Origin of the sequence: Vibrio ulleungensis (assembly GCF_016900875.1) — a bacterium.
GTDB lineage: Bacteria > Pseudomonadota > Gammaproteobacteria > Enterobacterales > Vibrionaceae > Vibrio > Vibrio ulleungensis.
The window spans coordinates 407,245-428,111 of the sequence record NZ_JAFEUM010000002.1 but is presented as its reverse complement, the minus strand read 5'-3'; the positions used below and the strand labels follow the sequence as shown (position 1 = coordinate 428,111).

The following is a 20,867-nucleotide window of genomic DNA, read 5'->3' as shown; positions in this document are numbered from 1 at the left end:
GTTCTCCTTCAATATGAGTAAACGTGATGGGCTCAATTAGAGCGTTTAAACTGCATTAACACTGCAATCAATATCACTAAGCCTTTCACGGTTCCTTGTAGATAGGGGCTAACCCCTAAAAGATTGAGCATGTTATTGATGATGCCAAGAATAATGGCACCCACAACGGTTCCCCAGAGTGTTCCTTTTCCGCCAGACAAGGCAGTTCCGCCGATAACAACGGCCGCTATTGCGTCTAGCTCGTAGAACAGTCCCGCATCACCGGGGCTAACGGAATTGAGTCGAGATGACAACATGACTGCTGACACACCGACAGTGAATCCTAGGATGACAAAGGTCATAAAATAAACGCGTTGAACATTTATCGCCGAGTACGCCGCCACTTTTGGGTTGGACCCTACAGCACAAACGTGTCGTCCAAATGCGGTGTGTTTTAGTAAGATATGACCCACAATCGCCAGAAGTAAAAAGACCCATACCGGCACGGGTAAACCAAGAAAATAGCCCGTGCCAACGTCGGGGTAATGCTGATTTTGAGAGACCATTTCTCCGGCATCACTGACATACAATGTGAGTGATCGGAAGATTGACATAGTGGCGAGGGTCGCCACAAAGGAGGCTATTTTACCCTTGGTCGTCAGGAGGCCATTTATTGCACCAAATATCGACCCCAAGACCATGGCACCAGCGATTGCAATAAATACCGCGCTCCAACCGTCACCAAGGTAGTTGAGAAGCATAATAACCAGTACTCCAACCAGCGCGAGCATAGAGCCCACAGACAAGTCGATTCCGCCGGCGATGATCACAAAGGTCATTCCTAACGCTATAATGCCGGTATAAGAGACCTGTCTTAGAACATTGGTTATGTTGCGAGGCATCAAAAAGTGTTCACTGGCAAGTGCGGAAAGTATCACTAAAACAACCAGCGCGATCAGTGGGGCAAGTGTGCCAAAGTTAAGTTTTCTTACCCATGAGGTTGAGACCAGTGATGGTGTCGATGGGGTTGGCTTATTGGACAATGATTTGCTGTTCATAATGTTCCCTCACTCATACGCTGATCATTTCGCTAGGAGCTTGCTTAGTTGTGGTGTTGTCCGCCGTAACCCCTGCGGCAAGAAACATAATGTCTTGCTCGGTAATGGCTTGGCCTTCGAGTTCTCCCTGTAACTCACCCTCACGCATCACGAGCACTCGGTGGGCTAATCCAATTAATTCTTCCATTTCGGAGGAAATAACAATGACCGCTAAACCGCTTTCGGTGAGTGACTGAATAAAGTGATAGATGTCTTTTTTGGTATTGACGTCAACGCCGCGCGTTGGCTCATCCAAAATTAAAATTTCGGGTTCAGTATCCATCCATTTAGACAGGTAGACCTTTTGCTGATTTCCACCGCTTAAGTACTGAAGTTCAGTGTTTAAGGTACTTGTTTTAATACCAAACTTGTCGACATAATGTTGGGTTTGGTTGGCGGTTTGTTTGTGATTAATCAGCCCCTTGGTGTAGCGAGGCAGCGAGACCAAACTGACGTTTTCGACTAAATCAAAGCCTAAGATGAGCCCACTTCCTTGGCGATCTTCGCTTAAGTAAGCAAGCCCTTGGTCTACAGCTTGTTTCACGTTGTTGATATGGACTGTTTTACCAAACACCTCAACCGTACCTGTCTGTTTTTTTCTGATCCCCATTATCGCTTCTGCGATTTCTGTTCGACCACTTCCCACCAGACCAGCAAAGCCAAGGACTTCGCCTTTACGGACGCAAAAACTGATTTCCTTCACCAACGATTTCACCGATAAGTGGCTCACCTGCAATGCGACTTGCTCACTGGGGGTAGATTTGAGGGGGAATATTTGATTGAGCTCTCTTCCCACCATTTTTGACGCCATTTCTTGCTCGTTCATGTGTGCAACCTCATCCAGTGAGACCACATGACCATCGCGTAATATCAGCAAACGATCGCACAAACGCTTCACTTCCTTGAGCTTGTGAGAAATAAACAAAATGGTGACACCTTGGGATTTAAGCTTTTCGATTAAGTTGAACAGCACGTCGACTTCTAAGTTGGTCAGCACCGTAGTGGGTTCATCCATAATTAGAAGCCTTGCGTCGTACACCAATGCTTTTGCGATCTCGACCATCTGTTTCTCTGCAACACTCAGATCTTCAATGAGTGAATCGGGGTCTAGAGTGGTGTCGAGCATCGACAAAAGAACCACAGTTCGGTCACGCATCGACTTTTTGTTCAGCAGTAATCCTTTGTGCGTCTCTTGCCCTAAGAAAATGTTCTCGAAGACATTAAGACTAGAAACAAGGTTGAATTCTTGGGGGATCATTGCGATGCCATAACCCTTAGCATCGGATGGGGTGCGGATCTTTACCGGCTTTCCCTCAATGACGATCTCACCACTACTTGCGTGGTAGATGCCGTTGATAATTTTAAGCAAAGTAGATTTACCCGCACCATTTTCACCAAGAATTCCCAGTACTTCTCCAGCATGAACATCCACGTTAATACCATGAAGAACTTGTACTCCTGAAAAGTCCTTTTTTATCTCTTTAAGCTGCAGCAGTGGTAACGTATGGAAATCATTCATTTAGATATCCTCTATCGATATCCATTGACCGTTGGCATCGGACGAGGCGATAACGGCTGTTATGAATTTCATCCCGTCTACACCATCGGCAATCTTGGGTAACTGGCTAACATTCATAACCTCGCGACAAGATGCACCGTCGTTAACCTGTATAATGCAGTCAGCGGCCTCGTAATAGAGATTTGCAAACCCTTCTAGATAGCCTTCGGGATGCCCACCAGGAGTTCTAACCAAATGCGCTAAGGAATCTGGGTAGCCATTACCTGCGCGCGTTAGCGTTTGGGTAGGTTTGCCAAATGGACTGAATTGCAATTGATTTGGGTACTCTTGTGACCATTCGAGCCCACCTGTTTGGCCATAAATTCTAATTTTTAGACCATTTTCGTTACCTGGAGCGACTTGGCTACTCCACAGCATGCCTTTAACGCTGTTTTCAAACCTCAGCATCGCGTGTACGTTGTCATCAAGTTGTCGACCTTCGACAAATGTGGAGAGTTCTGCACTGACTTGCTCAAGTTTAAGTCCACTCACAAAGCAAGCGAGATTATAGGCATGGGTTCCAATATCACCTAAGCATCCTGCGGGCCCTGAGCGCGCAGGGTCGGTTCGCCATTCAGCTTGTTTGTTTCCATCATGCTCTGAATCGGTGGTGAGCCAGTCTTGTGGGTACTCAACTTGGATGAGTCGAATGTCTCCAATGTCACCCTGAGCAACAATCTGTTTTGCCTGCCGTACTAAAGGGTAGGCGGTATAATTGTGCGTTAATACAAATAGACAGTCACAGCGTGACGCTATCTCTTGAAGCTCTATGGCATGCTCGAGGTTAGAGGTAAGGGGCTTATCGCAAATAACATGGATGCCAGCTTCGAGAAAGGCTTTCGCCACGGGATAGTGCATGTGGTTTGGCGTCACAATGGCGACGGCATCAATACCGTCGGCACGTTGTGCTTCCTTTTGCGCCATGTCGTGAAAATCGCTGTAAATGCGATCGAGTGACAGTCCTAGTTCTAACCCTGATTGCGTGGCGCGCTCTGGATCGGAGCTTAACGCACCAGCGACTAATTCATATCGACCATCGATGCGAGAGGCTATGCGATGCACCCCACCAATAAATGCACCTTGACCACCACCTACCATACCGAGCTTGAGTTTACTCATAATGTCGCTCCTTATTTCAGTCCAAGAATGCGTAAATTAGCCTCTGCATCGGTCTCGGCATCGGCAAAATCATCAAACGCCTTGTCAGTAACATTAATGATGTGCTTTGACACAAATTGAGCCCCTTCTGCAGCGCCAGATTCAGGGTGTTTTAGACAGCATTCCCACTCAACAACTGCCCAGCCGTCAAAGTTGTATTGTGACAATTTCGAAAAGATGCCGTTGAAGTCGACTTGTCCGTCGCCTAACGAGCGAAAACGTCCAGCGCGATCCACCCAGCTTTGATAGCCACCATAGACGCCTTGTTGCCCGGTGGCGTTAAACTCGGCATCTTTGACATGAAACATGCGGATTCGATCGTGGTATCGGTCGATAAAATCTAGGTAATCGAGCTGCTGTAGCAAGAAATGGCTTGGGTCATAGAGGATATTGGCGCGAGGGTGATTGTTGACCTGCGCTAAAAACATCTCGAAGGTTATGCCATCGTGCAAATCTTCTCCTGGGTGAATTTCATAACACACATCGACGCCTGCTTCGTCAAACGCATCCAGAATGGGAAGCCATCGACGACCTAGCTCTGCAAATCCTTCTTCAACTAGCCCTGCTGGCCGTTGTGGCCAGGGGTAAAGAAAAGGCCACAGCAGTGCTCCTGAAAAGGTTACATGTGCTGTCAAACCAAGGTTTCTGGACGCTTTTGCAGACAACAACAGTTGATTGACGGCCCATTCTTGACGGGCAGATGGGTTGTTTTGTACTTCAGCAGGTGCAAAGCCATCGAACACCTCATCGTAAGCAGGGTGCACGGCGACCAACTGGCCTTGAAGGTGTGTGCTCAACTCGGTAATTTCGACCCCGTTATTAGCCAGCATGGTTTTAATGCTGCGGCAGTAGTCGATGTCGGTGGCGGCTTTTTCTAGGTCAAATAGACGTTTATCCCAAGTGGGTATCTGAACGCCTTTGTAGCCTAGGCTAGCGGCCCATCGACTGATGTTCTCTAACGAATTAAACGGAGCATCATCTGAAGCAAATTGGGCAAGAAATAGAGCTGGGCCTTTTATCGTTTTCATACGTTTTCCTTGTGCCATCTTATGGTTATCTGCATTTTTGTAATCGATTACTTTTTTTGTTGTAAGAATCACTACGTAGGTGCAAAAAACGAAGTAATAAAACTGTGTATTAATTGTTCACTAAATGTTCGATAAAGAAAAAGTAGTCCACTAAATGCACTCTTTTAGGGCGGTAAAGGTTGTTTTGTGAAGTGGATCGGTCTTCTTGGCGAAACTTCGACCGATAATTTGACCAACGATCTAATTACTAATTTTCATAAGAATAAAACCAAATTTTGTAATTCTGTAATCGATTACAAGCTGTGAGATGCAGTATACTGAGTGCTTAAACAGAGCGTTGAGGGAAGTGATGCCTACTATAAAAGATGTTGCCAAGCTTGCAGGGGTCTCTACTGCGACGGTTTCCAGAGCGATGGTTACACCAGAGAAAGTATCAGCAAAAAATCGTAAAAAAGTCGAGCTTGCGGTCGCTGAGTGTGGTTTTACCCCTAATGCTATCGCGCGAAACTTACGAACTCGTGAATCAAAGATTGTGGTTGTTATTCTGCCTGATATCGCAAACATGTTTTTTGCCGACATTGTGCGAGGCATACAATTGGTCGCTGAGAAACAAGGCTTTAAAGTGCTGCTTGGTGATTCTGTGCACACGGTCAAACAGGCCGAAGACTACATTAACCTTGTTCGCACCAAGCAAGCCGACGGCATCATCAGTCTTACCGCAGAGCTGCCTACTAGCATTAAAGATGATTCGACGATCCCAATGGTAATGGCATGCGAGTACTTTACTGGGTTCCCCATCCCAACAGTGAGAGTCGATAACGCAGGATCAGCAAAGCGAGCTATAGAGTATCTGTTAGAGCTTGGGCACACCCACGTAGGCTGCATAACGGGACCGATGGAGAACCCGATTTGCGAAGATCGAAAGCAAGGTTTTATTGACGCAAAACTAGAGGCAGGTGAAGGGGTAGATAATCTCTGTTTTGAATCGGGAGATTTTAGTTTTCATTCTGGCTACTCTGCCTTTCAAAGACTTCACAATCAATATGACATGACGGCGCTGTTTTGCTTCAATGACATGATGGCACTTGGCGCAATGAGAGCGGCGATCGAGATGGGAATTGATGTACCAAAAGAGTTGTCGATAGTGGGGTTTGACGATTTGTTATTTGCAGAATACACCACACCGCAATTAACTACTGTACGCCAGCCACAAAAGCAGATAGGAGAAACCGCAATGATGGTGTTGGCCAAGCTGCTAAGAGGCGATACCGTTCCACAGGATAATGTTATTCCTACTCAACTACTGGTTCGCAGTAGTTCAACGGCTAATCGACGAGGCTAGGGTGGTATGAGGTTGCCCAAAAAAATGCATTCTTGGACAACCTTTTTAGACCTTCAACTACGTAGTAAATTGACGAGCCAATTGCTGCAGTTTATCCGCTAACCCGGTTTGCTCTTGCGCGGCTATGGCTATTTGTTTGCCACTTTCAGTTGTCTGTTCAACACTGTCACCAATCGCATGGGCACGTTCCGCGATATCGGCACTTACCGTCACTTGCTCGTCAGCGGCAGTCGCAATCTGAAGCGCCATGGTGTGTATGCTGTCTATTGAGCTGACCGTTGTGGCCAATTGCTGTTTCACTTCACCCGCTTGTGCGACACTTTGGGTCACATGTTGGTGGGCGTCGTTAATCTGCTCAAACGCACTGTTACTGTTTAGCTGAAGTTGGTTCACCATGACTTCAATCTCTTGTGTCGACTGCTGTGTACGCTGCGCAAGTGACCGTACCTCATCCGCGACAACCGCAAACCCACGGCCTTGCTCTCCCGCGCGGGCGGCTTCAATGGCGGCATTAAGTGCGAGAAGGTTAGTTTGTTCTGCAATGCCTTGGATAACGTCAACAACACTCGAAATACTGCTGCTGCTTTGGTGCAATGAGCTGATGGTCTCAGAAACCGCGTGAATTTGAGTGGTGGTCTTTTCAAAGGACTGTGTAGAGACATCGACAATCTTGCTGCATTCTGCAATTTGTACGTTAGCCGCTTCTGCTTCATCGGACGTATTTTGAATGTTCTGTGCAACCTCTTGAACAGAGGCTCGCATCTCTTCCATAGCTGTGACAACTTGAAGGACTTCTTGTCGTTGCTGTTCCAAGTTCACCGAGTTTTGGTTGATGGTTGCCGTCGACTCTTCTGAGGCTGCGGCAAGTTGCTCACTTGAGCTACCAATGACATGCACAGCTGTAGTCAACTCATTCAACATAGTATTGAGATTGTTAGATATGCTGCCTAGCTCATCGTTTGCGACAACATCACAACGCGAAGAGAGATCTTTGGAGGATGCACGTTTCATGGTGGTGTTGAGCAGTTCAACTTGTAGGTTTATGCCTTTTAACAACAACCAGCTCGTCGCGACCACCACGCTAAGCATTAATATAGTCAGTATTAAGTAAACCCAAAATGAGCGTGTTTCGGCCTCCACTATGGATCGAGATAGAGTCAAAATCTCTTGTGTCAGCTGTTCTTCTACGTCTTTAAGTAGGTTAATTCTGTTGGTTGCCGCACTAAACCATGATTTTGAATCTTGATCGAGCTGATTATTAAAGGCATGAGCTCTATAACGTTCAACTAAAGCAAACTCATTGGATTTCTCTGTGGTTTGATAAATCTGTTTGGCGTGTTCAGATGCGTAAACTTCAAAGGTGTTGAGATAGCTGTTTTGTTCACTCACCAAGGTAATAAATTTACGGAACATACCGTCCGAGAAAGCACCAGCCCCGAACGTGTTGCTCAGTACCGCTCTTTCTATTCCTGCTCGCTCTTTGCCTTGTAGAAATTCGTAGTATGCCGCTAAAGAGCGGCTGATGTCAGCGACTTCAGAAATTTGTACGGCCTGACCAGGAATAGACAGAAGGTCGGCGTTGGCTGACGTATAGAAAGACAGTGCAGTATTGAGTGGAGCGCTGAGCGATTGGATTTGCTGGCGCATATTGCTGAGCCCTGCGAGTCTAGCGTTTGCTTTATCTACAATATTCCAAAGATCAGGGAAGGCTTGAAGCGCAAGCTTGTTGCTGCCCAGATAGTTATCGAACTCCCTAAAGCGTTGATCGGTTGCTTGGTATTGTGCTTTGAGTTCCGCTGCAAAGTTGCTCCCTTTAGAGCCTAAATAACCCGCTGACATGCCGCGCTCTTTTTGCAGTTCGTGAACCAATCGGCTATTTATTGCAGACAACTCGACAAACTGAGTGATATCGCTGGCAGTTTCTTTGGCGTGGTAAGACTGAACGATTTGACGGTTTGCTAAAAATATCAGTGCCAGAGTTACCGGTACCAAGATACATAGAAGCTTTTGTTTGACACTTAGCTGCATACTGATTCACTTTTTGCTTTGGGAGTGACTCTATTTTAGCAGTCCTTATGGAGTAGTCTAATTGGTACGTTATTCTGTTAATAATAACTGTGACATTTTTGATCTTACTCAACTAAGCATGAAATACGCAAACTCTGTTACGAATTAGATTCATTCTCGAATTAAGTTATGTGATGTAGCACGTAGCTCTTTAGTAGTAAGGTTAGTTAAGCACGATGCTGACGGGCTACTTGTTGGTGACTGTTTAGATTGATTACATGACTAACTATGCACTTGAGGGCTAGTGCTATAGCTAGGTGGGTGGGGTCAGAGTCAAAAAAACTGCGGAGGTTTAATTTATGAAAATCGCGTCTTTGACTCTGACCCCAAAACAGCGGTGGTGGGTAGGGGTCAGTGGGTAGGGGTCAGAGTCAAAAAAACTACCGAGGTTTAATTTAGGACAATCGTGTCTTTGACTCTGACCCCAATTGCTCAATTGCTCGGTTCAACAGGTATGGGGTCAGAGCCAAAAACTGAAGAGGTTTAATTTAGGACAATCGTGCCTTTGACTCTGACCTCCATGCATCAATTAAACGCGTTAGGCATTAATGTATTGGGTAACCACAACGCTATTTGTGGAAACAAAATCACCAACAGTAAAATGAGTAGCATTGGAACTAAAATTATCGCAACTTCTCGCATTACTTTTACAACGTTGATTTCTCCTATGGAGGCCGAAATTAACAAACAGAGCCCATAGGGGGGGGTGACGAGTCCAAACGCTAACGAAATAATGCCTATTATCGCAAAGACCACCGGCGGTATCCCAGCAGCCGTTGCCACGGGAAGCAGCACAGTACCTAAAATGATGATTGTTGGTATGGCATCAATAAATAGGCCAAAGAACAAGAAAAGAAAGGCTATTACTAAACAGGTGCCAATCATCCCAAAGTCCATGTCGGTCATAAAGGTAATGATTAACCGTGGAACGTTGTAGTACGCCAACAACCAGCCAAATACTGAAGCTGTGCCGATTGCAAATAGCGAGATAGAGGCGAAGCGCCCAGTCTCATACAGAATTGGACCGACGTCCTTGGGTTTCACGGTGCGATACACGACTAAACCGAGAAACAACGAGTAGGCGGCCGCAATGATGGCACTCTCTGTTGGCGTCACGATCCCTGCAACGATCCCGTAGATCACAAATACTGGGGTCAACATCGCCAACGCGGCACCACGAAATGCGGTCCAAATTGCGCCAAATGATGGTTTTAAGGTAATGGGGTAGTTGTATACCTTAGCAAAACCATACACTGTCGCCATTAAGGAAAATCCAATCAGAAACCCAGGCACGGCACCGGCTAAAAACAGTGCGCCTACAGACACCTGCATGACGCCACCCCAAACAATCATCAAAATGCTTGGGGGGATAATCACGCCCATAACCGCTGAACATGCGGTAATGGCGACGGCAAAACGTCGGTCGTAACCTTCCTCAATCATTGCGGGGATCAAAATCTTTCCGCACCCTGCAGCATCGGCGGTGGACGAGCCCGATATTCCGGCAAACAGCATTGAAACGGACACATTTACGTGGCCCAAGCCACCAGGCATCCACCCTGTTAGCACACGGGCAAGGTCAATCAGTTTATTAGTAATTTTTCCCGAGTTCATTAGGTTAGCTGCCAGCAGGAAAAAGGGCACGGCCAACAAGATAAAGGAATTATACGACTGGAACATACGGTCGATAATAATAAAGGGGGTTAATCGGATATCTAGGGCAACAATTGGAATGGTGGCAATACCAAGTGCAAAGGCAACAGGCACACGTAGAATCACCAAAAGAATAAAGCCACCTACTAAAATAGAGCAGGCAAGACCAGTAGATAAAATCATGATAGGACTCTTTTTGTCGATTCGCATTTGGCGTCTTTACTGGCGCGATATTCTTTGAACGCATCCAATAAGTTCATGGCTGAAAACAAAGCCCATAAAAAGCCGGCTAAAGGGATAGTAATATGAGTGATCATTAAATTGGCGTTCATCATCACCGAGTGCTGTATTCCGCCAAATTTGGCGTAGTCGACGCCATACCATGCAAACAGAACACCAAATAGACCTATCAAAACATGCACAATGGCGCGCTGCATAAACAGAATAATGGGTGTGTGACTGTCTTTGAGCACATGGACGTCGAAATGGGTCTTATCCCATACTGCCAATACTGAGCCGATCATTACGATCCAGACAAAAATGAATGTGGCGAGTTCCTCTGTCCATAAATAGACAGGGATAACGCCGGTGTAGCGAGCAATGACCTGCATTGCAACAGGAATGATTAAACAGCCCATTAATATTGCGATAGCAACTCTCAATATCGTGCACAGCCGTTCTAGTTGACGTCTAACCATGACATACCTCTAAGTAGACGTGAATTGTAGTGCCCCTTTGAGCCTCATAGCCTCAAAGGGGGTAGCGCTTAGTAATGCATAGCGTTACTGCTGACGAATCGCTTCAAGCAACTCTGTTGCATTGATGCTGGCAGCAAACTTATCTTGTACCGGTTTTACGATATCTAGAAGTTGCTCGCGACCTTCAAAGTCACTGACTTGAATTTGGCCTGCGTCCGCCATTTGTTGCAGCTTCATGCCATCTTCACGAGATTCCAGCTCACGCCCAAATTGACCGGCTTCTTTACCTGCTTTAAGGATCGCGGCTTGAAGATCTTGCGGCAATTTACGGAAGCTTTTACCACTGAACACAATTGGGCGAACGGTGATGGTGTGCTTCGATAAAGTAACGTGTGGTGCAACTTCGTAGAATTTAAGGTTTTGGATACTGGCAGCTTCGTTTTCTAGACCGCTTACGACACCTGTTTGAATTGCATTGTAGACTTCGTTGTAGGCAATGGCAGAAGGCGCTGCACCAATAGCATCAAAAATTTGCGCTTGGATTGGTGCACCCATTACTCGCATTTTGTGATCTTCTAGTTCCTGCATGTTCGAGATTTGCTTGTTGGAGATTAAGTTACGCGTACCACCGCCTGCGTAACCGACAATCACAATATCTGCTTTATCTGAGAGCTCTTGCTCGAGTGGTGCTAGCGTATTGCTTGAAAGAACGGTATTCCAGTGGTCTAAATCACGGAATAGGAACGGCATATCCATTAATGGGATTGATGGAGCGAAACGGGCCATGTTAGAAGGGGCAAGAATAGTGTAGTCGATGGCAACGCCTTGATTTAAGAAAGTGACATAGTCTTTTTCAACACCTAGCTCACCATTGAGCCTGAGATCAAACTCAACGTCGCCTTCATAATACTGATCAACAAGCTCACCAAACTTGTTTAACGTTTTAGTAAAAGCATGTTTGTCATCAAACATGCTAGCGCCACGCAAGGTTTGTGCATTGACGACTGCTGAAGCTGTGGTTATTGCAATAAGTGTTGCGCCAACTGCCGTTGTCTTAAGGATGTTCCGGATTTTTTGACCTAATAACATGACTAGTCCTTGTTTATGTTGTGTTGTTTCAATGTGTAGGGGGAAACGGTTATTTATAGAGCTAGGCAAATATTGTTTTGTATTTACTGCGCCTACTCTCTTGTAATATTAAATCACAAAATGAGTATAGGCAGATTTGTAGGGCTGGCAGAATGTTGAACATCACACAATGTAATATGTTGTTACATTGTTAACTAAAAGTGTGATTGATGTTCATTTATTGGCCTATTTGGGGGTATTTTGTACTGTTAAAGCGGCTTTCTGTTTGGTGAATGAATGAAGTTGCATGAAAAGCGTGTTGACTTGGCCATGGATTAATCCGACCCAATCTTGTCTTATTATATATTCTTTGCGGCTTGTAACTCTCCTCTATTTATCCCCTAAACGCAGGTTCAATAGCAGTTTAAATGTCGATGAATTATCTAAATAGTTTAACCAATATCTCGTTTCGGTCGTTGTTTTGGTTATCCATAAATTCCCAACTTAACTAGTCTAAACCAGTTAAGTATCTATAGCGCTACCACTTCATAATGATCACTCCACATGAATACTTAAATTAATTGGTGCTACCAATTTTTAGTTTTAGACTAAAAAAAGAGCACAAATAAGAGGTTCATCACCTAATTCAATCTATATTGTGCTTATACTAGACTCACAAATGATGTTTTAAAGCATTATTTTTCGTTTTTGGTAGTACCAATTATTCTGAATTAGTTGTTGGAATGGCCTGGTTTGAGTTTGTATTAACTGATAATGAAAGGTTCACCAATAGCGGCTTTAGCACCACTAAAAAAATAAAACTCTACGTTTACAGAGAGAAAATTTATGCAAATTAACGTGAATCATTACCCCTGTTACATCGATGGTCAGTGGGTCAACTCGTCCAATAGCGCGACACTTGATGTCTTGAACCCTTCAAACGAAGAGGTGTGGGCAACCGTTCCCGATTGCACCGAAGAAGACGTCAACCGAGCTTTGTTAAGTTCAAAAAACGCGCAGCTCAGTTGGCAGATGCTTCCTGCAATAGAACGCGCAAAATACATAATGAAAATCGTTGAGGGACTAAAGCCTAAGCGAGAGCATTTTGCGAGGTTGTTGGTGCTTGAACAGGGCAAAACCCTCCCTGAAGCGTTTGCAGAATTTGATGACACTCTTAATTACCTTACCTATTCCGCAGAAGCTGCGCGTCGAATCCAAGGAGAAATTTTCCCATCCGAAAATACCGATGAACAACTAATGATCACCAAAGTGCCATATGGCGTCTGCTTAGGGCTATGTGCATACAATTATCCGCTAGCGCTCATTGGTCGAAAAGTCGGGCCTGCTCTAGTTACCGGTAATACTATGGTTTTGAAGGCTCATGAAGCAACACCCGTGACGGCATCAGAATTCTGTAAGGTGGTCGACGAGGTTGGAGTACCGCCAGGTGTCATCAATCTAGTGAGCGGGGCGGGGATTTCGGTCAGTTCACAATTGGTTTCCCATCCACTTACTCGCCTTATTTCACTAACCGGAAGTACTCGTGCTGGTCAAGCTATCTATAAAGCTGCGTCCGATAACGTTGCTGGACTGGTACTTGAGCTTGGTGGGAAGGCGGCCTTTATTGTCCTTAAAGATGCTGACATCGACAAAGCAGCGGAAGCTGCTGTGGTTTCTCGCTATGCCAATTGCGGCCAAGTGTGTATTTGTAATGAACTTGTTCTTGTCCATGAAGACGTTGCAGAAGAGTTCACAAAGAAAGTGTTAGAGAAAGTACGTGAAATTACCTTTGGTGACCCGATGAGCGGCGTCAATATGGGGCCGAGCGTAACGTCACAAGGCATTGACCGCGTCGAAACAATGGTGAATCTGTCTGTAGATATGGGGGCAAGTGTTGCGATAGGTGGCAAACGACCACAAGGTGCTGGGTTTGAAAAAGGGTACTGGTTTGAGCCAACAGTACTAACCGGTGTAACACGAGAAATGCCAGTGGCTAAAGAAGAAATGTTTGCTCCAGTTATGCCTATTATTCGAGTGAAGGACTATGAAGAAGCCTTAGACATTACCAACGATCGTGAAGATGGTCTGTCGAGTTATCTGTATACGCAACATATTCCAACCATTATGGACGCTCTTAAGCGAATGGAAGTGGGAACGGTATTTGTGAACACTCAAATCGTTGGCTATGTGCAAGGGTATCACTCTGGGCACAAACGCAGTGGTACAGGTGGTGAGGATGGCATTCATGGAATTGAAAACTACCTGCAAAAACGCACTGTTTATTGGAATTACGCCTAAACAGTATCGTCATTTGTTGAGCGAGTAATCACTCGCTCAGTCGTTATTATCATCCACTTATTCAATTTTGCAGTATGCACGGTTGACGGCGTAGCTTTGCCCAAAATCCGTATGATAAGGAGACTTTACCGTGACAAACGAACCTACACCTTCAAGCTCCCAACCGGTCTTGACCGTGCGTGAATTAGAGAAGAGTTTTTCTGGTAAAACGGTAGTGAGCCACGTCTCCTTCGATCTTTATCCAGGAGAGATACTTGCTCTTGTTGGCGAAAATGGGGCGGGAAAATCTACAACTAAAAACATGCTTTGTGGTTTGCTTGAACCTAACAATGGCACCATTAAAGTCAAAGGTAATATCGTCGAGAAAATTGACGGACGTAAGCACGGTATCGGTGCTGTGCATCAAGAGCTTAGTTTGTTTGATTCACTTACTGTAGAGCAAAATATATGCATCAGCGATTTACCTGGTAGCTCAACTCGTATTGATTGGAATGAATGTCGCGCAATAGCGCAGCAGCAACTCGATAGCCTAGGTATCGATATAGACAGTGAGCAAAAAGTGGAATCTTTAGGGGCGGGTAAACAACAAATCGTTGAAATCGCTAAGGCTCTGCTGCATGCCCAAAACGTATTGATATTGGATGAGCCAACCACATCGTTAACAGCACCGGAAAGGGAGCGATTATTCGAGCTTATGTTGCGTCTAAAGCAGCAAGGCATAGCGATGATATTTATCTCCCATTTCATGGATGAGATCTATCGAATGGCCGACAAATTTGTCTGCTTGCGAGATGGAGCGCAAGTCGGTCACGATAGTTTGAAAAAAGTGTCGCGGCGCGAACTGGAGCAGTTAATGGTCGGTCGCACACTTGAAGAGTCAAAGGTTAACTTAGCGCCGTGTTCAGCGAACACCAAATTGACGGTAAATAATCTCAGCTCATATTACTTCAACGACATCTCTTTTGACGTTCGTCAGGGGGAAGTACTTGGCATTGCTGGCTTAATGGGTGCTGGTCGAACAGAAGCGGCAGAAGCGATCTTTGGTTTGATCGACTCTACAGGTTCAGTCAGCGTTGACGGTATCGAACTGTCGCAACGTACTGTCCAGAAAAGCATGCAAATGGGACTTTGCTATCTTACGGAAGACAGACGCAGTCATGGTCTGTTTCCTGTTCGCTCCGTTAAGGAAAACCTTTCCGCCGCTAATATATTAAAGTTCGTATCTCGCTCAATTAAAGGGTTTGGCTTTAGACACGAAAAGACCAACGCCACGCAGATTGCCGAGCAACAAAACATCATGATTCCGAGCATTGATTCTGCGGTGTCTAACTTAAGCGGTGGTAACCAACAAAAAGTATTACTCGCTCGTTGGTTAGCAACGCAACCGAACGTGTGCATTCTCGATGAGCCCACAAAGGGGGTCGATATCGGCGCGAAATTTGATATCCACAACCGAATTGCTGATCTTGCCCGAACCGGTGTCTCAGTGTTGCTGGTCTCTTCGGATTTACCCGAACTGCTCGAGTTAAGCCATCGAATTTTAGTGATGCGCACCGGTCATATCGTAGGAGAGTTTGAGCGGGAGGAGTTTGATCCAGTCAAAATCATTGCACTTGCGGCAAGCTCGGCTTACGACACACCAACCAGTGGCAATACCCAACCAATGTCACCAGCTAACTCACCCTTAGCAAGCACGTTGTAGGAGAAGACGATGAAGCCAGACAAGCCAATCAACGATATGACTCGATTACAAACCGTCAAAAATGCGTTAGCTCAATACACCTGGCTACCCATTGCTTGCGCTACTTTTGCTATGGCTATGGTGCTGTCCGTTGTTTCTGACTCGTTTTTATCAGGAGCAAATTTTCAATCGATATTGGTTCAAGCGAGTGTCACCGCAATTATGGCAGTGGGGATGACATTTGTAATTTGTACCGCCGGAATCGATATATCGGTCGGTGCAATTCTATTTTTTACTTCAGCTCTGTTTGCCCAACTGATGCTGTTGACGGACTCATACCTGGTCGCATTTTGCGTATCCATGTTATGCGCCACATTATTGGGCTATGTAAACGGTTTTCTTATTGTTCGATTTAAGATTAGCCCACTAATTACCACTTTAGCCACGTACACCATGTACAGAGGTATGGCCATTCACCTGACTGAGGCCAAAAACATTCCCGTCCCTAGAGAAATGGGGTTTCTGGGTAATGGAAGCCTCTTTGGAGTACCCGTTCCCATACTCCTAATGCTACTGGTCACCGCTGTGGGTATTTACTTACTCAACAGCACTCGCTTTGGGCTGTACGTCCGAGCCATAGGCAATTCGGCTCAATCGGCTCAAGAAACCAATTTACCAGTCAGCAAAATCACCATTTTGGCTTACTTAACCGCGGGGATCACAACGGGTATTGCCGCACTGATCTTGCTTGCCAGAGTTGGGGGACTGCAATCGGGTATTGGTATTGGTATCGAATTTACGGTTATCGCTGCTGTGGTACTTGGGGGAACCAAACTGTCGGGTGGTACAGGTACGGTCCTGGGCAGTGTTATTGGAGCCGTTTTCCTGGTGTTGATCGACAACGGATTGAACTTACTCAATGCCTCACCTTATGTGTACGACATAGTCAAAGGTGTGGTGCTTCTAATTGCTGTGATCATCGACAAATTGTCGGTGACTAGGCAACAACAATCGGTTTTGCAGGAGCGAGCAAAGCGCATTCGCTCGGCGTCGCAAACCCTCCCTACTACGTGAAACGAGGTTTCTATGAAAACAAATATAAAGATTATTGGACTTCTCGCCGCAACATCACTCAGTGTTTTAACGAGTCCGGTGTTTGCAAAAGAGATGACTCTGGGTTTATCAGTAGACCAATTATTTGAAAGCCGTGTAGGTGTGACGGACGCGATCAAAGCTGAAGCAGAACGGCAAGGTTATAAAGTCATTGAAGTGGTGGCAGATGGTGATGCACAGGCGCAAAACTCTCAAATTCAGTCCTTAGTGACTCAAAAAGTAGATGCGATATTGGTGTGTGCTGTAGACCAAAACACTATTGAGCGTGCGCTAATTGGTGCAAAGCGAACTGGTATTCCTATTGTTGCATTTGATCGCGCCTTGCCGAACAGCCGTGCAGTTGATGCGTTTGTCGGTCCAGACTCCATCACCGATGGATACTTGGCGGGTGAATACACGGCAAATCAATTCAAAGACAGTGCAGAAGAAGTTGTGATTCTAGAATTACTTGGTGCATTAAACGATCAAAACGGTATCGACCGCAGTAAAGGGTTTAATGATGCTATCAACAAGCTTGAGAACGTAAAAGTTGTTGCTATGCCTACCGACTGGGATTCTGCTAGAGCCCTTTCTGCAACACAAAATGCATTTCAGGCCAACCCAAATATTAAAGCCGTTTTCGCGGCAACGGATACGCATATCCCTAGTGTCGAAACAGTTTTGAACGACCTAAATAAAATGGTCCCTGCGGGCAGTGATGGCCATGTGGTCGTAACCGGAGTAAATGGTAGCAACGATGGGTATCAAGCGACAGTCTCTGGCAGCGCTGATGGAATTGTGGTTATGGATTTGGAAACGACCGGAATTACCACGGTTAAGGTGGCTACGGCGCTGCTTAACGGGGAGCAGGTAGAAGTAAATAATGTAATCCCTGGTAACTTCTATACCACCGACAACATTGCTGCAAACAAAGCCAATATCTGGGGCGCTAAGTAATTTAGTCCTCAGTACTCATCATTTCCGGAGGTAGATCATGGAAAATATTGCACCGAATCAACAAGGAACGAGCAAGACTATGCAGAGTGTCAATGGGTATCTTAAGCAGTACCCAGCTATTCCAATCATTGTTTTGTTGCTTGTGGGGTTTTCATCCTTATCCCCTTTTTTCCTTACCTCTGGAAATGTCGAATCTATTATGGTGTCCAATTCGGTGATTATGATTGCTGCGATTGGAATGACCATTGTGTTTTTGACGGGCGGAATTGATTTATCGATCGCCACCGTCGTTTCGGCCAGTGCGGTCATTGCGGGTACTGTAATGGCGCAAACCGGCAGCGTTTTTCTCGGAACGTTAACGGCAATTGGTGTCGGGATTGGATTTGGGATCCTAAACGGTTTTTTGATAGGTTACTGCAAACTGAACCCTTTTATCACCACAATGGGAACTCAATTAATTGCCCGTGGTATCGCCTTTTTGGTGTCTAAAGGGATCGCAATTACAGGTACTCCCTATTCGATTTTGGATTTTAGCTTTTTGACTCTATTTGGTATTCCTGCCGTTGCTTGGATTGCCTTTGTGATCACAGCGTTAATGATTGCCATTTTGGGGATGACCAGTTGGGGACGTCATGTATATCTATTGGGGGCGAATCGCTCAGCGGCGAGATACACAGGGATAAAAACAGAGCGAACCGAAGCGTCGGTTTATGTGCTTGCCGGATTGTTGGCAGGCATAGCGGGCATGATCAGCATTATTAATCTAGGGAATGCCATTCCTGGCGTGGGAGATACCATTCTACTCATTATTATTGGTGGGGTTGTGCTTGGTGGTACCAGCATGTTTGGAGGAGAGGGCTCTATTTTTCGAACACTCCTCGGGGTTGCTATCTTGGCGATTCTTACTAGTGGTTTAAACCTTTTAGGGATCCCTTTTTATGACCAATTGATCATACAAGGAGCGCTAATTTTTATTGGTAATGGTCTCGCTATGAAGCTGGGTCGCGAGCGATAGACTGTTAAGCAAATACCTTATCCGTTTAACGACACTATCAACCTAAGGAGCAACGATGAGTAATCACATTAAGACAAAACTCAATGGCAATACCCCAAACGCGACGAGCTTTATCACTGTCGAGCCAAATAGCGAATTCGTACCCTTAGACTTTCAAGGCTGGCGAGGTAGGGCGGTTGAGGCGTCAGGGTTATTTTCTTTTATGTTCGATATCGAGCCTGGAGCACAGCCTTACCCATTGCACACCGACCCTGCCGAATGGTTGGCGGTAGTCGTTACTGGGAGTGGCGTGTTACTTGGTGGCTCAGAGCCTGATAACGAGCTATGCCAACAACATTTTGTGGCGGGAGACTACATCACGTTCGAGGCTGGAACACCTCATGCGTGGCGAAATGATCAGGTGCATACCCAGATTCTATTTGTCAAAGTGGCCTCGTAGCCTTAGAAACCAAAACGACTTATACCGTTAATTCTTGGGAAGTTGCTTAGCAAAGCTGCGAGCTTGCACAAAGAAGTCGTCTATTGCTTCTATAGCGCTTTGCTTATTTCGGTCTTTAAAACTTGAGTATATACGTTCACGCAGTCGCAAACTTTGTACGCGACTGCCTTCGACTTCAAGGATCTGCTCTACCTTATCGCGTCTTAAAATCAATAGCGCCTGAAAAAGTCTTAAAAACAATGTGTTGCGCGAGATTCTTGCCATTTCCAGATCAAATCGGTCGATGGCATCCGCAAAAACGGTCAGTTCTTGTGGTATGGCATCTTGCAGTTCGACAAGGCGATGACCAATATTGTCTAAATCAATGTTATTGCAATAGTTATACGCTTGTTCATAAATGCCTTTCTCAAGTACATCACGTACAACCAGCAGTTCTTCCATACTGGCGTCAGGCGTGCTAAATGCCCATCGTACGGTCGTCGAGTCAACCCATTCATCCGCATGTTTAACAAAACTACCATTGCCTCGCTTTATCTCGACAAGACCAGCCATGGCCAATCCACGCAATGCCTCTCTAATGCGCCCACGAGCAACCCCAAAATGGTCCGCGAGATCACGTTCATTGGGGAGCTTTTCGCCAGGTTGATAATCACCTTTTACGATTTGCTCGCCAATGGAGTCAATGATGTCTTCTGTAACGGTTGCGGTTGTCTTGCTCATTGTGTGTGCCTTTTACTGACTTGGGCGCTAAAGAGTAGGAGTGTGGTTCAACTTATTTAGCCGCACTCACAACACTAATTTATGATTATGAATCAATAGTGTAATGTCAAAATCAGCATATCATGATCGACACTATCTATAAACTAGCCACAAACCTCGAATACACCACTGGTGCGTGAATTGCCGTATTAGGTTTCGCTCTGTCGGTAGTTTGGCGATCGTTTTTGCACAAACGCTAAAAACCCTTCTTTGGCGTCTTCGGAGCGGGCTAGCTTATCGGCTAAATTTCGCTCCATTGCGAGTCCATCTTCTATGGTTTTGTCGACGGATGCATAGATGCAGCGCTTAGTGGCTGCGATGGCTTGTGAAGGGCCATCAGAAAGCTTGTTTGCGTACTCTAAGCAGTAGCGTTCAAGTGCTTGGTGGTCGTCAGTTTGATCAATGAGTGTATTGATTAAGCCTAGTTGGTATGCCTTTTGTGAGGCAATATTATCTCCACCCAAAAGTAGATCCATAGCCCTTGTAACACCAATTGAGCGGGTTAAGCGTTGAGTACCGCCATTACCGGGAATCAACCCTAACTTTATCTCTGACATCCCAATGAGAAATGACGCTGTCGTGGCAAAGCGAACATCACATGCGAGTGCGATTTCAAGGCCGCCACCCATGGTGTGGCCTTCCAGCTGAGCAATGTAGATTTTGTCGCTGTTTTCCAAAGCATCAAGATTGCGTCGCGCAAGGTCGACCATGGTTTGATTTTGTTCTGGCGTGTTGGTCTGAAATACTTTGATATCAGCGCCAGCGCAGAAAAACTTGGCTAAACCACTTCTGATGATCACAGCGTTAGTCATCGGGTCGTTATTTGCTTCTTCAATTGCGTGTGAAAACTGTAATTGAAAATTTATGTCATAAGCGTTGGCAGGTGCATGGTTTAGGGTGATCACACCCGCGTTGTGTTGTCGCTGATAATACACTTGTGTCATTTGCGTAAGCTCTCTTTTAAGGTGAGGTCATTAT

Annotated in this window: 17 protein-coding genes; 7 read left to right on the top strand and 10 right to left on the bottom strand. The window is 45.6% G+C overall.

Annotated elements, in window-relative coordinates; all coding sequences use genetic code 11:
* Positions 1 to 32: 32 nt before the first annotated feature.
* The 4 genes from JQC93_RS06790 to JQC93_RS06775 are packed head-to-tail and all read right to left on the bottom strand — an operon-like array spanning position 33 to position 4,820.
* The gene (locus JQC93_RS06790; protein ID WP_205157715.1) at positions 33 to 1,037 is read right to left on the bottom strand and encodes an ABC transporter permease; all 1,005 of its coding nucleotides are present in this window, start codon (positions 1,035 to 1,037) and stop codon (positions 33 to 35) included.
* Positions 1,038 to 1,050: 13 nt separating this feature from the next.
* The gene (locus tag JQC93_RS06785; protein ID WP_205157714.1) at positions 1,051 to 2,595 is read right to left on the bottom strand and encodes a sugar ABC transporter ATP-binding protein; all 1,545 of its coding nucleotides are present in this window, start codon (positions 2,593 to 2,595) and stop codon (positions 1,051 to 1,053) included.
* Positions 2,596 to 3,753, bottom strand: a complete 1,158-nt coding sequence (locus JQC93_RS06780; RefSeq protein ID WP_236009384.1) for a Gfo/Idh/MocA family protein — start codon at positions 3,751 to 3,753, stop codon at positions 2,596 to 2,598.
* 11 nt (positions 3,754 to 3,764) lie between these two features.
* Positions 3,765 to 4,820 carry a sugar phosphate isomerase/epimerase family protein gene (locus JQC93_RS06775; protein ID WP_205157713.1) on the bottom strand — a complete coding sequence of 352 codons (1,056 nt, stop codon included), beginning with the start codon at positions 4,818 to 4,820 and terminating at the stop codon, positions 3,765 to 3,767.
* 349 nt (positions 4,821 to 5,169) lie between these two features.
* Here JQC93_RS06775 and JQC93_RS06770 point away from each other — a divergent pair, with 349 nt between their 5' ends.
* Entirely contained in the window at positions 5,170 to 6,162 is a 993-nt protein-coding gene (locus JQC93_RS06770; protein WP_205157712.1) for a LacI family DNA-binding transcriptional regulator, read from the top strand.
* A gap of 57 nt (positions 6,163 to 6,219) precedes the next feature.
* Here JQC93_RS06770 and JQC93_RS06765 read toward each other — a convergent pair whose 3' ends face one another.
* From JQC93_RS06765 to JQC93_RS06750, 4 genes are all read right to left on the bottom strand, one after another.
* Positions 6,220 to 8,190, bottom strand: coding sequence for a methyl-accepting chemotaxis protein (locus JQC93_RS06765; protein ID WP_205157711.1), 1,971 nt, complete (start codon positions 8,188 to 8,190; stop codon positions 6,220 to 6,222).
* Positions 8,191 to 8,754: 564 nt separating this feature from the next.
* Positions 8,755 to 10,065, bottom strand: a complete 1,311-nt coding sequence (locus JQC93_RS06760; RefSeq protein WP_205157710.1) for a TRAP transporter large permease — start codon at positions 10,063 to 10,065, stop codon at positions 8,755 to 8,757.
* Positions 10,062 to 10,580: a TRAP transporter small permease gene (locus JQC93_RS06755; RefSeq protein WP_205157709.1), complete on the bottom strand. Its 519-nt coding sequence runs from the start codon at positions 10,578 to 10,580 to the stop codon at positions 10,062 to 10,064. The genes JQC93_RS06760 and JQC93_RS06755 overlap by 4 nt, the downstream gene beginning before the upstream one ends.
* Positions 10,581 to 10,664: 84 nt before the next feature.
* Entirely contained in the window at positions 10,665 to 11,669 is a 1,005-nt protein-coding gene (locus JQC93_RS06750) for a TRAP transporter substrate-binding protein (protein WP_205157708.1), read from the bottom strand.
* Between the two features lie 825 nt (positions 11,670 to 12,494).
* Here JQC93_RS06750 and JQC93_RS06745 point away from each other — a divergent pair.
* The 6 genes from JQC93_RS06745 to JQC93_RS06720 all read left to right on the top strand — a co-directional run bounded on the left by JQC93_RS06745 (position 12,495) and on the right by JQC93_RS06720 (position 19,130).
* Positions 12,495 to 13,946 (top strand): aldehyde dehydrogenase family protein, encoded by a 1,452-nt coding sequence (locus JQC93_RS06745; RefSeq protein ID WP_205157707.1) that lies wholly within the window; start codon positions 12,495 to 12,497, stop codon positions 13,944 to 13,946.
* 130 nt (positions 13,947 to 14,076) lie between these two features.
* Positions 14,077 to 15,648: a sugar ABC transporter ATP-binding protein gene (locus tag JQC93_RS06740; RefSeq protein ID WP_205157706.1), complete on the top strand. Its 1,572-nt coding sequence runs from the start codon at positions 14,077 to 14,079 to the stop codon at positions 15,646 to 15,648.
* Positions 15,649 to 15,657: 9 nt separating this feature from the next.
* On the top strand, positions 15,658 to 16,701 hold the full coding sequence (locus tag JQC93_RS06735; RefSeq protein ID WP_205157705.1) for an ABC transporter permease: 1,044 nt from the start codon (positions 15,658 to 15,660) through the stop codon (positions 16,699 to 16,701).
* A gap of 12 nt (positions 16,702 to 16,713) precedes the next feature.
* The gene (locus JQC93_RS06730) at positions 16,714 to 17,676 is read left to right on the top strand and encodes a sugar ABC transporter substrate-binding protein (protein WP_205157704.1); all 963 of its coding nucleotides are present in this window, start codon (positions 16,714 to 16,716) and stop codon (positions 17,674 to 17,676) included.
* A 37-nt stretch (positions 17,677 to 17,713) separates the two neighbouring features.
* Entirely contained in the window at positions 17,714 to 18,691 is a 978-nt protein-coding gene (locus JQC93_RS06725) for an ABC transporter permease (RefSeq protein WP_205157703.1), read from the top strand.
* 55 nt (positions 18,692 to 18,746) lie between these two features.
* Entirely contained in the window at positions 18,747 to 19,130 is a 384-nt protein-coding gene (locus JQC93_RS06720; protein WP_205157702.1) for a cupin domain-containing protein, read from the top strand.
* Between the two features lie 27 nt (positions 19,131 to 19,157).
* On the opposite strand, the gene JQC93_RS06715 is transcribed toward JQC93_RS06720, so the two are convergent.
* On the bottom strand, positions 19,158 to 19,850 hold the full coding sequence (locus JQC93_RS06715) for a FadR/GntR family transcriptional regulator (RefSeq protein WP_205157701.1): 693 nt from the start codon (positions 19,848 to 19,850) through the stop codon (positions 19,158 to 19,160).
* A 188-nt stretch (positions 19,851 to 20,038) separates the two neighbouring features.
* Positions 20,039 to 20,833, bottom strand: a complete 795-nt coding sequence (locus JQC93_RS06710; RefSeq protein WP_205157700.1) for an enoyl-CoA hydratase/isomerase family protein — start codon at positions 20,831 to 20,833, stop codon at positions 20,039 to 20,041.
* Positions 20,834 to 20,867: the final 34 nt, after the last annotated feature.

What these genes read in the sequence shown, in the direction of transcription:
- JQC93_RS06790 (WP_205157715.1), bottom strand. Translation starts at nt 1,037, where the DNA reads ATGAACAGCAAATCATTGTCCAATAAGCCAACCCCATCGACACCATCA.
- JQC93_RS06785 (WP_205157714.1), bottom strand. Translation starts at nt 2,595, where the DNA reads ATGAATGATTTCCATACGTTACCACTGCTGCAGCTTAAAGAGATAAAA.
- JQC93_RS06780 (WP_236009384.1), bottom strand. Translation starts at nt 3,753, where the DNA reads ATGAGTAAACTCAAGCTCGGTATGGTAGGTGGTGGTCAAGGTGCATTT.
- JQC93_RS06775 (WP_205157713.1), bottom strand. Translation starts at nt 4,820, where the DNA reads ATGAAAACGATAAAAGGCCCAGCTCTATTTCTTGCCCAATTTGCTTCA.
- JQC93_RS06770 (WP_205157712.1), top strand. Translation starts at nt 5,170, where the DNA reads ATGCCTACTATAAAAGATGTTGCCAAGCTTGCAGGGGTCTCTACTGCG.
- JQC93_RS06765 (WP_205157711.1), bottom strand. Translation starts at nt 8,190, where the DNA reads ATGCAGCTAAGTGTCAAACAAAAGCTTCTATGTATCTTGGTACCGGTA.
- JQC93_RS06760 (WP_205157710.1), bottom strand. Translation starts at nt 10,065, where the DNA reads ATGATTTTATCTACTGGTCTTGCCTGCTCTATTTTAGTAGGTGGCTTT.
- JQC93_RS06755 (WP_205157709.1), bottom strand. Translation starts at nt 10,580, where the DNA reads ATGGTTAGACGTCAACTAGAACGGCTGTGCACGATATTGAGAGTTGCT.
- JQC93_RS06750 (WP_205157708.1), bottom strand. Translation starts at nt 11,669, where the DNA reads ATGTTATTAGGTCAAAAAATCCGGAACATCCTTAAGACAACGGCAGTT.
- JQC93_RS06745 (WP_205157707.1), top strand. Translation starts at nt 12,495, where the DNA reads ATGCAAATTAACGTGAATCATTACCCCTGTTACATCGATGGTCAGTGG.
- JQC93_RS06735 (WP_205157705.1), top strand. Translation starts at nt 15,658, where the DNA reads ATGAAGCCAGACAAGCCAATCAACGATATGACTCGATTACAAACCGTC.
- JQC93_RS06730 (WP_205157704.1), top strand. Translation starts at nt 16,714, where the DNA reads ATGAAAACAAATATAAAGATTATTGGACTTCTCGCCGCAACATCACTC.
- JQC93_RS06725 (WP_205157703.1), top strand. Translation starts at nt 17,714, where the DNA reads ATGGAAAATATTGCACCGAATCAACAAGGAACGAGCAAGACTATGCAG.
- JQC93_RS06720 (WP_205157702.1), top strand. Translation starts at nt 18,747, where the DNA reads ATGAGTAATCACATTAAGACAAAACTCAATGGCAATACCCCAAACGCG.
- JQC93_RS06715 (WP_205157701.1), bottom strand. Translation starts at nt 19,850, where the DNA reads ATGAGCAAGACAACCGCAACCGTTACAGAAGACATCATTGACTCCATT.
- JQC93_RS06710 (WP_205157700.1), bottom strand. Translation starts at nt 20,833, where the DNA reads ATGACACAAGTGTATTATCAGCGACAACACAACGCGGGTGTGATCACC.